This window comes from Kosakonia sp. H02, assembly GCA_030704225.1.
GTDB lineage: Bacteria > Pseudomonadota > Gammaproteobacteria > Enterobacterales > Enterobacteriaceae > Kosakonia.
On sequence record CP131915.1, the window covers coordinates 1094815 to 1108806 of the forward strand.

At 55.9% G+C, this 13992-nt stretch carries 10 protein-coding genes; 7 read left to right on the top strand and 3 right to left on the bottom strand.

Annotated elements, in window-relative coordinates; all coding sequences use genetic code 11:
- Nucleotides 1–11: 11 nt before the first annotated feature.
- The 4 genes from Q5705_05250 to feoC all read left to right on the top strand — a co-directional run bounded on the left by Q5705_05250 (nucleotide 12) and on the right by feoC (nucleotide 5611).
- On the top strand, nucleotides 12–2351 hold the full coding sequence (locus tag Q5705_05250) for a Tex family protein (GenBank protein ID WLI78975.1): 2340 nt from the start codon (nucleotides 12–14) through the stop codon (nucleotides 2349–2351).
- A 432-nt stretch (nucleotides 2352–2783) separates the two neighbouring features.
- On the top strand, nucleotides 2784–3011 hold the full coding sequence (feoA, locus tag Q5705_05255; GenBank protein WLI77964.1) for a ferrous iron transporter A: 228 nt from the start codon (nucleotides 2784–2786) through the stop codon (nucleotides 3009–3011).
- 30 nt (nucleotides 3012–3041) lie between these two features.
- Nucleotides 3042–5360 (top strand): Fe(2+) transporter permease subunit FeoB, encoded by a 2319-nt coding sequence (feoB, locus tag Q5705_05260; GenBank protein ID WLI77965.1) that lies wholly within the window; start codon nucleotides 3042–3044, stop codon nucleotides 5358–5360.
- 11 nt (nucleotides 5361–5371) lie between these two features.
- Nucleotides 5372–5611 (top strand): [Fe-S]-dependent transcriptional repressor FeoC, encoded by a 240-nt coding sequence (feoC, locus tag Q5705_05265; GenBank protein ID WLI77966.1) that lies wholly within the window; start codon nucleotides 5372–5374, stop codon nucleotides 5609–5611.
- Between the two features lie 30 nt (nucleotides 5612–5641).
- Here feoC and bioH read toward each other — a convergent pair whose 3' ends face one another.
- Nucleotides 5642–6412, bottom strand: a complete 771-nt coding sequence (gene bioH / locus Q5705_05270) for a pimeloyl-ACP methyl ester esterase BioH (protein WLI77967.1) — start codon at nucleotides 6410–6412, stop codon at nucleotides 5642–5644.
- Between the two features lie 38 nt (nucleotides 6413–6450).
- On the opposite strand from bioH, the gene gntX reads away from it, so the two are divergent.
- From gntX to gntT, 3 genes are all read left to right on the top strand, one after another.
- Entirely contained in the window at nucleotides 6451–7134 is a 684-nt protein-coding gene (gene gntX / locus Q5705_05275; protein WLI77968.1) for a DNA utilization protein GntX, read from the top strand.
- Nucleotides 7135–7192: 58 nt separating this feature from the next.
- Nucleotides 7193–7768: a Fe-S biogenesis protein NfuA gene (gene nfuA / locus Q5705_05280; protein ID WLI77969.1), complete on the top strand. Its 576-nt coding sequence runs from the start codon at nucleotides 7193–7195 to the stop codon at nucleotides 7766–7768.
- A gap of 356 nt (nucleotides 7769–8124) precedes the next feature.
- Nucleotides 8125–9441 (top strand): gluconate transporter, encoded by a 1317-nt coding sequence (gntT, locus tag Q5705_05285; GenBank protein WLI77970.1) that lies wholly within the window; start codon nucleotides 8125–8127, stop codon nucleotides 9439–9441.
- 48 nt (nucleotides 9442–9489) lie between these two features.
- On the opposite strand, the gene malQ is transcribed toward gntT, so the two are convergent.
- Both malQ and malP read right to left on the bottom strand, forming a co-directional pair.
- Nucleotides 9490–11574 carry a 4-alpha-glucanotransferase gene (gene malQ, locus Q5705_05290; protein WLI77971.1) on the bottom strand — a complete coding sequence of 695 codons (2085 nt, stop codon included), beginning with the start codon at nucleotides 11572–11574 and terminating at the stop codon, nucleotides 9490–9492.
- A 9-nt stretch (nucleotides 11575–11583) separates the two neighbouring features.
- Nucleotides 11584–13977, bottom strand: coding sequence for a maltodextrin phosphorylase (gene malP / locus Q5705_05295; protein ID WLI77972.1), 2394 nt, complete (start codon nucleotides 13975–13977; stop codon nucleotides 11584–11586).
- Nucleotides 13978–13992 lie beyond the last annotated feature (15 nt).

Here is a 13992-nt window from a genome sequence, read left to right on the forward strand (position 1 = left end):
TGATGAAAGAAATGATGAATGATTCGCTCTGCCGCATTATTGCGGGTGAACTTCAGGCACGAACCGAACAGGTGGAATCCGCCGTTCGCCTGCTTGATGAAGGGAATACCGTGCCGTTTATCGCGCGCTATCGTAAAGAGGTCACCGGCGGTCTGGACGACACGCAATTGCGTCAGCTCGAAACCCGTCTTGGCTATCTGCGCGAACTGGAAGAGCGCCGCCAGGCTATCCTGAAATCGATTAGCGAGCAGGGCAAACTCAGCGATGAACTGGCAAACGCCATTAACGGTACGCTGAGCAAAACCGAACTCGAAGATCTCTACCTGCCATATAAACCAAAGCGCCGTACGCGCGGGCAAATCGCCATCGAGGCCGGGCTGGAGCCGCTGGCTGATTCGCTGTGGAACGATCCGTCGCAGGATCCAGAAACCCTGGCCGCCACCTTTGTTGATGCCGATAAAGGCGTTGCCGACAGCAAAGCCGCCCTCGATGGCGCACGTTATATTCTGATGGAACGCTTCGCAGAAGACGCCGCGCTGCTGGCAAAAGTGCGCGACTATCTGTGGAAAAATGCCCACCTCGTATCGACAGTCGTTGCGGGTAAAGAGGAAGAAGGCGCGAAATTCCGCGACTACTTCGATCATCATGAACCCCTTTCAACCGTTCCTTCACACCGTGCGCTGGCGATGTTTCGCGGTCGCAATGAAGGCGTGCTGCAACTGGCGCTGAATGCCGATCCGCAATTCGATGAGCCGCCAAAAGAGAGCCACGGCGAGCAAATTATTATCGACCATCTCGGCCTGCGCCTGAATAACGCCCCGGCGGATAGCTGGCGCAAAAGCGTGGTGAGCTGGACCTGGCGCATCAAAGTATTGATGCATCTGGAAACCGAGCTGATGGGCACAGTGCGTGAACGCGCAGAAGATGAAGCCATCAACGTTTTTGCCCGCAACCTGCACGATCTGCTGATGGCGGCACCGGCCGGGCTGCGCTCCACCATGGGTCTTGATCCGGGTTTGCGTACCGGCGTAAAAGTGGCGGTGGTCGATGGCACAGGTAAGCTGGTCGCCACCGACACCATTTACCCGCACACCGGGCAAGCGGCGAAAGCAGCAGTGACCGTAGCGGCACTGTGCGAGAAGCATAACGTTGAACTGGTGGCGATTGGCAACGGTACGGCTTCACGCGAAACCGAGCGTTTTTTCCTCGATGTGCAAAAGCAGTTCCCGAAAGTCACCGCGCAAAAAGTGATTGTCAGCGAAGCGGGCGCATCGGTTTATTCCGCCTCGGAACTGGCCGCGCTCGAATTCCCCGATCTCGACGTTTCCCTTCGCGGCGCAGTTTCTATTGCTCGCCGTTTGCAGGATCCGCTGGCAGAACTGGTGAAAATCGACCCGAAATCCATCGGTGTCGGCCAGTATCAGCACGACGTTAGCCAGACGCAACTGGCCCGCAAACTGGATGCGGTCGTCGAAGACTGCGTAAACGCCGTTGGCGTTGATTTGAATACCGCTTCCGTACCGCTGCTGACGCGCGTGGCGGGTTTAACCCGCATGATGGCGCAAAATATCGTTGCCTGGCGCGATGAAAACGGCCAGTTCCAGAACCGCCAGCAGTTGCTGAAAGTGAGCCGTCTTGGGCCGAAAGCCTTCGAGCAGTGCGCGGGCTTTTTGCGCATTAACCACGGCGATAACCCGCTCGATGCGTCGACCGTACACCCGGAAACCTACCCGGTGGTGGAGCGTATTCTGGCGGCGACAGAGCAATCCCTGCGTGACTTGATGGGCAACAGCACGGAACTGCGCAAGCTGAAAGTGTCGGAGTTTACCGATGAGAAGTTCGGTGTGCCCACGGTGACCGACATCATCAAAGAGCTGGAAAAACCGGGCCGCGACCCGCGTCCGGAGTTTAAAACCGCGACCTTTGCTGAAGGTATTGAAACCCTGAGCGATTTGCAGCCGGGCATGGTGCTGGAAGGTGCAGTCACTAACGTCACTAACTTCGGTGCGTTTGTCGATATCGGCGTGCATCAGGATGGCCTGGTGCATATCTCCTCGCTGGCGGACAAGTTCGTTGAAGATCCGCACACGGTGGTGAAAGCGGGCGATATCGTGAAAGTGAAAGTGATGGAAGTGGATCTGCCGCGTAAACGCATCGCGCTGACCATGCGTCTGGACGAACAACCTGGCGAAGGTAATGCGCGCCGTGGCGGTGGAAACAGCAATAACCGCGATAACGGCAACCGCGGTAATGCGCGTCCGGCCAAAGCGCCGCGCGGTCGCGAGTCACAACCCAGCGGCAACAGCGCAATGATGGATGCGCTGGCGGCGGCAATGGGCAAGAAGCGTTGATATTAAGCCCCTCTCTTTATGAGAGGGGCTTTTTTGATCCAGCACGCTATTTTCTAAATTCTGATTAATGCTCTATTTTGTTTGTGAATTAATATTCACAAATATTAATCAATCCGATGTGTTATTAACTGTTCACTTAATATTAACGGTGTTGTTTCATTTCAATTCTTAATTAAACATTAACTTTCTGAATTAAATCCGTACTTTTATTCTGCATTACCCCTAAGACAGGCCGTGATAAATATTGCGCTACGTCAAAAAGGCATCACTTTTTTATTTATCGCCGCCGCAAGCGCACTGTTTCGATTGATGATAGAAACTATTCTCATTATCATTGGCCCCGTAGATTATTTCTCCACTTCTTCGATGACACACGGTACGTCTTGACGACGCATGGTTGATATTGGCACGCAGAACATATAAGTAGGCTCTATGCAATTCTCTCCTGATAGTGCGTGGAAAATTCTCGGTTTCTCGCAAGAAATAAGCCCGGCCTGGCGGCAAAAACTGTTGTCATTAGGCATGTTGCCCGGTTCCTCTTTTAATGTCGTGCGTGTGGCACCTTTAGGCGATCCGGTTCATATCGAAACGCGTCGCGTTAATTTAGTGTTACGGAAAAAGGATCTTGCCTTCCTTAAATTAGAAGCGGTGTCACGTTAATCGCCAACCTTTCGTAGGGTGCTAAATAGAATGAAAAAAATGACCATTGGCTTAATTGGCAATCCCAATTCTGGCAAGACGACATTATTCAATCAGTTAACCGGCGCGCGCCAGCGCGTAGGAAACTGGGCTGGTGTTACCGTTGAGCGTAAAGAAGGCCAGTTCACAACAACGGACAACCAGGTGACGCTGGTCGACCTTCCCGGCACCTACTCGCTAACGACGATTTCCGCGCAAACCTCGCTCGATGAGCAAATAGCCTGCCACTACATTTTGAACGGCGATGCCGACTTGCTGATAAACGTCGTCGATGCCTCAAACCTGGAACGAAACCTCTACCTGACCCTGCAACTGTTGGAACTCGGCGTTCCCTGCATCATTGCCCTGAACATGCTCGATATTGCGGAAAAACAGAAACTGCGTATCGATATTGATGCGCTGGCCACCCGCCTGGGCTGCCCGGTGATCCCGCTGGTCTCCACGCGTGGGCGCGGCATCGAGGCGCTGAAATTAGCCATCGATCGTCACCAGACCAATAACGAAGTTGAGCTGGTGCATTACGCCCTGCCCCTTTCCCGCGAGGCGAGTACGCTGGCAGAGCAAATGCCCCAGGAGATACCGTGGCAACAGCGCCGCTGGATGGGCCTGCAAATGCTGGAAGGCGATATTTACAGTCGCGCCAATGCAGGCATTGATGACGCGCAACTGCAAACCTCCCTTTCCCGCTTACAGGCGGAAATGGACGATCCGGCGCTGCATATTGCCGATGCGCGTTATCAGTCGATCGCCGCGATTTGCGATACCGTCAGCAATACCCTCACCGCTGAGCCAAGCCGTTTCACCGCTGCCGTCGATCGCATTATCATCAACCGCTTTTTGGGTCTGCCTGTTTTCCTGTTCGTCATGTACCTGATGTTCCTGTTCGCGATTAACATCGGCGGCGCGTTTTCACCGATTTTCGATGCGGGTTCCGTGGCGGTGTTTATTCACGGTATTCAATGGCTCGGTTACACGCTGCACTTCCCGGACTGGCTGACGGTGTTTCTCGCCCAGGGACTTGGTGGTGGCGTCAACACCGTGCTGCCGTTGGTGCCGCAACTGGGCATGATGTACCTGTTTATGTCCTTTCTCGAAGACTCCGGTTATATGGCGCGCGCCGCGTTTGTGATGGACCGCCTGATGCAATCGCTGGGTCTGCCGGGCAAATCCTTTGTGCCGCTGATTGTTGGATTCGGCTGCAACGTCCCGTCCGTGATGGGCGCGCGCACCCTGGATGCACCGCGTGAACGCCTTATCACCATCATGATGGCGCCGTTTATGTCCTGTGGCGCGCGGCTGGCAATCTTCGCTGTCTTCGCTGCTGCGTTTTTTGGTCAGCAAGGCGCGGTTGCCGTCTTCTCGCTGTATGTGCTGGGTATTGTGATGGCGATCCTCACCGGCTTGATGCTGAAATACACGCTGTTGCGTGGTGAAGCGTCCCCGTTCGTCATGGAGCTGCCGGTGTATCACGTTCCGCATCTGAAAAGCCTGCTGCTGCAAACCTGGCAGCGCCTGAAAGGCTTTGTTATCCGCGCCGGTAAAGTGATCATCATCGTCAGCATCTTCCTCAGCGCGATGAACAGCTTCTCGCTGGATGGCCGCACCGTAAATACCATCAACGACTCGGCGCTGGCCTCAATCAGCCGTGTCTTTACCCCGCTGTTAGAGCCGATTGGCGTGCATGGCGATCACTGGCAGGCAACGGTAGGCCTGGTCACCGGGGCGATGGCAAAAGAGGTGGTGGTTGGGACGCTGAACACGCTCTATACCGCTGAAAACATCGAGCAGGAAGCCTTTAACCCGGCACAATTCAGCCTGACGGATGAGCTGACCGCCGCGCTGGAAGAGACCGGCAGCTCAATCAAAGAGACCTTCAGCCTGAGCGTGCTGGCTAACCCGATTGAAGCCAGCAAAGGCGACGGCGAAATGGCGACCGGCACCATGGGCGTGATGAGCCAGAAATTTGGCAGCGCGGCTGCCGCCTATAGCTACCTGATTTTTGTGCTGCTTTATGTGCCGTGTATTACCGCCATGGGCGCGATCGCCCGTGAAGCCAGCCGCGGCTGGATGGGGTTCTCGGTGCTCTGGGGGCTGAATATCGCTTACTCGCTCTCAACGCTGTTTTATCAGACGGTTACGTTCCGCCAACATCCCATCTACAGCCTGACCTGCATCCTGGCGGTGATTCTGTTTAATGTGGTGGTGATTGGCCTGCTTCGCCGTGCAAGAAGCCGCGTCGATGTGAACCTGCTGGCAACGCGCAAAACCGTCGCCAGCTGCTGCGACAGCCCGGCGGGCGATTGTCACTAAGGAGCATGTAAATGGCATCAATGATTGAAGTGCGTGATTTACTGGCGTTGCAGGGGCGCATGGAGTCCAGCCAACTGAGCGCCGCACTGCATACGCCCAAAGCAATGATTGATGCCATGCTGGGTAGGATGGAAGCGATGGGCCGCGCCGTGCGTATTCAGGAAGAGGCTACCGGTTGTTTAACCGGTAGCTGCAAACAGTGCCCGGAAGGGAAAAACGCCTGCTTGCGCGAGTGGTGGGCGCTGCGGTAAATATTGCCAGCCCCGTTTGTAGGCCCATGCTCACAGTCTGGATTTCAGCCCCACCAGCGCCTCGCAAAACGCCGCCGGATGGGAGATAAACGGTGCATGCGCCGCTTTCGGGAAGATAACCGACTCACTGCCCGGCCACATTTCATCTAACAGCGGGACAATCTTGCGCGGCACCAGCCCGTCGAGGTAACCGTACAAACGCAAAAACGGCACTGCCAGCGCTCGTAAATCCTCACGCAAATCCACGGTTTTTAATATCTCCAGCCCGCTGTTCAGCACCCCGGTCGACGGCATATCCAGCGACAACACCGCACGTTTTAACTGCCGCGCATCTTGCCGGGCGGTTTCTGTACCGAGCGTTTGCAGCGCCAGAAAACGCTCCACGGTGCGCTGAAAATCCTCGCTAAGCTGACGCTGGAAACCCGCCAGCACCTCAGGCTTAATGCCCGCCCAATCATCCTGCGCGCTAAAACAGGGCGATGACGCCACCGTCACCAAAGCGTCCACGCGTTCCGGAGCCTGTAAGGCAATCTGGCTTGCCACCAGGCCACCCAGGCTCCAGCCCAGCCAAATTGCCTTCTTGGGTGCCTGCACTAACACAATGTCCGCCATCTGCTGCAACGATAACGCGCCGAAGCCGGAGCTTCTGCCATAGCCGGGTAAATCCACCAGATGCAGCGTAAATTGCGTACTCAGTTCCGCAGTTATGCAATCCCAGACCTGAGCATTCAGCCCCCAGCCGTGCAACAGCACAAGATGAGAATTCCCTTCGCCTTTGGTTTGCCACCAGATGTCACTCATCAGTTATTGTTCTCTTCTTTCACACAAGGAGGTGCAACATGCTAACAGTGCCGGGATTGTGCTGGCTATGCCTGATGCCATTAATGCTCAGCCATTGGGGAGTCTGTTCAGGCTGCACACGCGCCATGCAATTGCGGGAAAAAGTTTGCCCTTTGTGCGGTTTACCTGCCGCCCGGGACGACATCCAGTGCGGGCGCTGTTTGCGAAAAGCGCCGCCGTGGCAGCGGCTGGTTGCGGTCAGCCGCTACGCGCCGCCACTCAGCTCGCTGGTACATCAGTTTAAGTTTCGCCCCTACCCGGAAATCGCCCCGGCGCTGGCGCGGCTGCTCTTATTAGCGGTGTTAAATGCGCGGCGGATAAACCCACAGCCGCCGCCGGATATGATCCTCAGCGTACCGTTGCATGCCCGTCGTCAGTGGCGCAGAGGGTTTAACCAGAGCGATCTGCTGTGCCAGTTTCTCGCGCATTGGCTGCAACGCCCTTACCCACGCGCGGCGCTAAGAAGGCTGCGGGCAACGCCGGTTCAGCACCATCTCAGCGCGCGGTTGCGCAAACGAAATGTGAAAAACGCCTTTCGTCTTGAATTGCCAGTAGCGGGTCTCCATATCGCTGTTGTGGATGATGTCGTCACGACCGGCAGTACTGTTGCAGAGATAACACGCCTGCTTTTGCGCAGCGGCGCAGCAACTGTTCAGGTATGGTGCCTGTGTCGAACCTTGTAGACCCTCGATGATGGGCGTATTATAACCGAGTAAAATAGTCAACTATTAGGCCATTGCTATGATCCGTATTTCCGACGCTGCCCAAGCGCACTTTGTCAAACTGCTGGCAAATCAGGAAGAAGGGACACAAATCCGCGTATTTGTGATTAACCCAGGCACGCCAAATGCCGAATGTGGTGTCTCTTATTGCCCGCCGGACGCGGTTGAAGCCACCGACACTGCACTTAAATTTGAACAACTGGTTGCCTATGTCGATGAGCTGAGCGCGCCGTATCTGGAAGATGCGGAAATCGATTTTGTTACCGATCAGTTGGGCTCTCAGCTGACGCTGAAAGCACCGAACGCCAAAATGCGTAAAGTCTCTGACGACGCACCGCTAATGGAGCGCGTAGAGTATTTATTGCAGTCGCAAATCAACCCGCAGCTTGCAGGCCACGGCGGCCGCGTAACGCTGATGGAAATAACCGATGAAGGCTACGCCATTTTGCAATTTGGCGGCGGCTGTAACGGGTGTTCGATGGTCGATGTGACGCTGAAAGAAGGTATCGAGAAGCAGCTGCTGAACGAGTTCCCGGAACTGGCTGGCGTGCGCGATCTCACCGAGCACCAGCGCGGCGAGCACTCCTACTACTAAGCGTTTCTGCTTACCTGTATTTGCCCGGTGGCGTTTCGCTTGCCGGGCCAAACCCCTACCCACCGCAAAACCCAACCCGCTATCCGTCACTCAACATGCCCTCCGGCAAAAAATCGTCATGTCCCGGTATTATGACGAAGCTCTCAGATCTCACATTTAGATCCGATGAGTCATTCTCTTTTCAGGGATGTTACCCGTATCATTCAGCCCAGCACCGACAAGATAAAAAACATCCGACTACAATTTGCAGCAATGGATGTAAACCGTAACGGTGCCGCAGCGCGTTCTTCTCTTTTTGTGAGCGGCTGCCACGAAACACTGACGTTACCCATAACAAATTAAAGGCCAGGTAAATCATGCCATTAGTCATTGTCGCTATCGGTGTTGCCCTCTTACTGTTGTTAATGATCCGCTTCAAACTGAACGGATTTCTCGCTCTTATCCTGGTGGCGCTTGCCGTTGGGATGATGCAGGGTATGCCGTTGGATGCTGTTATCAAATCCATCAAAAATGGTGTTGGCGGAACGCTGGGAAGCCTTGCGTTGATCATGGGCTTCGGTGCCATGCTCGGTAAAATGCTGGCGGATTGCGGCGGCGCTCAGCGCATTGCCACCACCCTTATCGAAAAGTTCGGTCGTAAATATATTCAATGGGCGATTGTGTTAACCGGTTTTACCGTCGGTTTCGCCCTGTTCTACGAAGTCGGTTTCGTGCTGTTGCTGCCGCTGGTGTTTACCGTTGCTGCGTCTGCACGTATTCCGCTGCTGTATGTCGGCGTGCCGATGGCGGCTGCGCTCTCTGTGACGCACGGCTTCCTGCCTCCGCACCCTGGCCCGACCGCAATCGCGACCATTTTCCATGCGGATATGGGCAAAACCCTGCTGTACGGTACGCTGCTCGGTATCCCGACGGTGATCCTCGCAGGCCCGGTATTTGCTCACTTCCTGAAAGGCATCGATAAACCGATCCCGGAAGGCCTGTACAACTCTAAAACATTCACTGATGAAGAGATGCCTGGCTTTGGTGTCAGCGTCTGGACTTCTCTGGTGCCGGTAATCCTGATGGCGCTGCGCGCAGTAGCAGAAATGGTGCTACCGCAAGGTCATGCGATTCTGCCTTACGCTGAGTTCTTCGGCGATCCGGTGATGGCAACAATGATTGCGGTCCTGATTGCCGTCTTCACCTTCGGCCTGAATCGCGGCCGTTCCATGGACGACATCAATGACACGCTGACCAGCTCCATCAAAATCATCGCCATGATGCTGCTGATTATCGGCGGCGGCGGTGCATTCAAACAGGTTCTGGTCGATAGCGGCGTTGATAAGTACATCGCCTCGATGATGCAATCCACCAACCTTTCCCCGCTGTTTATGGCGTGGTCTATCGCCGCGGTTCTGCGTATTGCGCTGGGTTCGGCAACCGTTGCGGCCATTACCGCAGGCGGCATCGCTGCACCGCTGATTGCCACCACCGGCGTCAGCCCGGAACTGATGGTTATCGCCGTAGGTTCTGGTAGCGTGATTTTCTCCCACGTGAACGATCCGGGCTTCTGGCTGTTCAAGGAGTATTTCAACCTGACCATCGGCGAAACCATGCGTTCATGGTCGGCGCTGGAAACCATTATCTCGGTATGTGGTCTGGTGGGATGCTTGCTGTTAGGTATGGTTGTTTGATGTAGACATTGCCGACAAAATAAATGCCCGGTCACCCGGGCATTTTTATTAGCGTTTCCCCGCCACTTTGCGGCGTCGGTCGAGATCCTTAATCAACTTGTTGACCTTCTCGTCGGCAAACACCTTCTCCAGCGATACCGCAAGCTTGCGCCGCCAGTTTTTGTACTGATAACTGGTGCCGGGAACGTTCACCGGCTCCGGCATATCGAGCCAGTCCTCCGGCTGTAACCCCAGCAGCGCACTGTTGCTGTCGGCGATATACCGCTGCATCCCGCGATTAAGCACCGCCGTCATCGGCATACGCGACGCTTTATGCCCAACCTGCTTCGGCAGGCAACCGTGCTGATGCAACGCATCGAGTAGCCCCTGTTTCGCCAACTCACGATCCGCATATAACCCTTGCAGAATGTCCTCGTCCGGGTACAAACCCAACGTTTTTCCGAGGGTTAAATCCCCGCGCTCCCAATAACCACGCAGCGTTGGCAGATCGTGCGTGGTGGCAACCGCCATCGACTGCTCTGGCCATGCCTGCGGCGCGCGGAAGGTTTTCTCGTGATCGTTTTCGAAATAGAGCACTTTGTAGGAGTAGACGCCGCTGCGGCGCAGTTTACCGACAATCTCCACCGGCACTGTACCCAAATCTTCACCAATCACCATGCATTGATGCCGCTGGCTTTCCAGCGCCAGGATTGCCAGCAAATCGTCTACCGGATAGTGCACATACGCCCCGTGGTCTGCCGTTTCGCCATAGGGGATCCACCACAGACGCAACATCGACATCACATGATCAATTCGCAACGCGCCGCAGTTTTTCATGTTGGCGCGCAGCAAATCGACAAACGGCGCATAGCCGCGCGCCTGCATGACATGCGGATCCATCGGCGGCAGGCCCCAGTTTTGCCCCAGCGGCCCGAGAATATCCGGCGGCGCACCAACAGAGGCCTTCAGGCAATAGAGTTCACGGTCGCACCAGGTTTCCGCGCCGCCTTCCGCCACGCCGACGGCCAGGTCGCGATACAGCCCAATCGGCATGGCATAACCCTGGCTGGTTTGCCAGCATTCGGCGAACTGGGTATACGCCAGCCACTGCAACCAGAGGTAGAAATTAACGTCATCGGCATGCTGCTGACAAAACGCTTTCACCTGCGGGCTGTCGATAGACTGGTACGCTTGCGGCCACGCAGGCCAGCCCCAGCGCAGCTTATCTTCCTGCACCTGGAAAGCATGCAATGCATCAAAGGCTGCTTGCCAGTAGAGACTTTCGCCCTCCTGCTGCACAAAAGACTGGAACGCAGCAAACTGTTCATCCGCGTCGCCGCGCTGGCGAAAACCCTGCCACGCCATGCGCAGCGCCGTCAGTTTCAGCGTCGTCACGGTGGCGTAATCGACCCACTCGCTATCCCGTGCACTGTGCAGCGCTTGTTGGGTAGTGGGCAGTTGCCACCACGCCTGCGCCGCTTTGCTGTCGCGGAAATCCGCCACTGCATTGACATCAATATAGAGAATGTTCAACCAGCGGCGGGATGAAGGGCTGTACGGGCTGGCGCTTTCCGGGTTCGCCGGGTAGAGCGCATGAATCGGGTTGAGCCCGATAAACGCGCCGCCGCGCCGGGCAACATCGCCCAGCATCGTTTTCAGATCGCCGAAATCGCCAATCCCCCAGTTAACTTGCGAACGCAGGGTGTAAAGCTGCACACACGCGCCCCATAGTTTTTTACCCTCGTGCAGTGCCTGCGGCTCATAACAACGCGCCGGGGCAATAATCACCCGGCACTGCCAGTGCTGCTTTTTTTGCGTCAGCGTCAGCGTGTGGTAACCCAGCGCCAGCCCGCCAGGCAGCGCCAGATTGCTCCCGCCGCTCACCTCGCCCTGGTGCTGTTTACCGGCTTCGGTGGTCAGTTGCCAGTGAAATTCACCTTTACCGCCCACCGCCAGCCACTTCTTTTTACCGTGGATAAACACCTGCACCGCCGGTACAGGCGAAGCACTGACCGCAGCCGGTACAGGGTGCATCGCTTCCAGCAAACGCTGTTTGGTTTGCGTGGTGATGGACTGCGGTTTGCCGTGCGCATTGATGTAGTTTGGGCTGATCCCCGCCGCCAGCGCGGCCTGTTCCAGACGTTTACTCTGCATCGAGCTTCCTTAACGTTTTGCCTGCCAGATACGGGTCTGGTAATCGCGGATCGAACGATCGGAGCTGAACATGCCGCAGCGGGCGGTATTTAAAATCGCCGCGCGGGTCCAGGCTTCCTGATCGCGATACAACACATCTACCCGTTTTTGCGCCTCCACGTAGGCGGCGAAATCCGCCAGAATCAGGTACGGATCGCCCCCTTGTTTGCCCATGCTGTGCAACATCTGATCGAATGCGTGCTTATCGCCGCCGCTGTATTTCCCGCTCTCCAGCTCTTTAAGTACCGCGTCCAGCAGTTTATCTTTTTTACGCCATTTCACCGGCTCGTAGCCTTTGGCTTTTAACGCTTTCACCTGCTCTACCGTGTGGCCGAAGATAAAGATATTCTCCTCTCCCACCTGTTCAGCAATCTCGACGTTTGCACCGTCCAGCGTGCCGACCGTCAGCGCGCCGTTGAGCGCCAGTTTCATATTGCCGGTACCGGAGGCCTCTTTGCCCGCCGTAGAAATCTGCTCGGAGACATCCGCCGCCGGGATCAGTTTTTCCGCCGCCGACACGCAATAATCCGGCAGGAACACCACTTTAAGCTGGTCGCCAATCGCCGCATCGTTGTTAATCACCTCTGCCACTTTGTTGATAGCGTAGATGATATTTTTCGCCAGGTAGTAACCCGGCGCGGCTTTCGCCCCGAACAGGAACACGCGCGGCACGCGGTTAGCCTGCGGGTTTTCGCGGATCTCTTTATATAGCGCGATGATGTGCAGCAAGCCAAGATGCTGACGTTTGTACTCATGCAGGCGTTTGATTTGAATATCAAACAGCGCCTGCGGGTTGATCTCAATGCCGGTACGCGCTTTCACAAACGCGGCAAGGCGCACTTTGTTCTGCTGTTTGATCTCGCGATACTGCTGGCGGAACGCCGCGTCATCGGCGTATTTCTCCAGATTGATCAACTGGTCGAGATCGTTAGCCCACTCTTTTTTCAGCGTTTTATCCAGCAGTGCGGCCAGCAACGGGTTGCACTGTTTGATCCAGCGGCGCGGCGTAATGCCGTTGGTGACGTTATGGAATTTGCCCGGCCACAATTGGTGATACTCCGGGAACAGGTCTTTGACCACCAGATCCGAGTGCAGCGCGGCAACGCCATTCACGGCAAAACCGCCTACCACGCAGAGATTCGCCATGCGCACCTGTTTGTGATGCACTACCGCCAGCTTTGCCCACACCTCTTTATCGCCCGGCCAGGTTTGCGCCACCTGCACTTTAAAGATGTCATTGATGCGCTTGATGATTTGCATATGGCGCGGCAGCAGCGCTTTTACCAGCGATTCGTCCCAGCGCTCCAGCGCTTCCGGCATCAGCGTGTGGTTGGTGTAGGCAAAGGTGCGGCTGGTGATCGCCCAGGCTTCATCCCAACTGAGTTGGTGCTCGTCGAGCAGTACGCGCAGCAGTTCCGGAATGGCAATCGTTGGGTGCGTGTCGTTCAACTGGATCACTTCAAAATCCGGCAATTGCGCCAGCTTGCGCCCGGCCAGGTGATGGCGGCGCAGAATATCGGCGACCGAACAGGCGCACTGGAAATATTGTTGCATCAGGCGCAGCTTTTTCCCGGCCTGATGGTTGTCATTCGGGTAGAGCACTTTGGTCAGTTTTTCCGCATCAATCCCCGTTTGCTCGGCGCGCAGGAAATCCCCGTCATTGAATTTGGTGAGATCGAACGGGTGCGCATGCGTCGCCTGCCATAAGCGCAGTGGCTGAGTAATGCCGTTACGATAGCCAATGACGGGCAGATCCCAGGCTTCGCCAATCAGCGTAAACGCTGGCTGCCAGTGCCCCTCTTTACTCACTTTACCGCCGATGCCGACCTGCACATCTAACTGCTCATTATGGCGAAACCACGGATAGCTGCGGCGATGCCAGTCATCCGGCGCTTCGTGCTGCTGACCGTCGACAAAAGACTGGCGGAACAGACCGTATTGGTAATTCAGCCCGTAGCCGGTAGCGGGCTGGCCGACGGTTGCCATCGAATCGAGGAAGCAGGCTGCTAAACGCCCAAGCCCGCCATTGCCGAGCGCCGGATCGGTCTCCTCTTCCAGAAGGTCGGTTAAATTGATGTCGTGGCTTTTCAGCACGTCACCGACTTGCTCATACCAGCCGAGGTTCAGCAGGTTATTGCCCGTCAGGCGGCCAATCAAAAACTCCATCGAAATGTAGTTAACATGGCGCTGTTTCTTTGCCGCTTTCGGCGCAGGCTGCGCCGCCAATAGTTCTGCCAGCGCGCCGCTTACCGCCTGCCACCACTGACGGGTTGTCATATCCGTTGCAGCCTGAACCCCCAAACGCTGCCACTGGCGCGTGAGGGCCGCTTCAAATTGCGCTTTATCAAACGTTGGCTTTGACATAAAGAATCCCTGTAA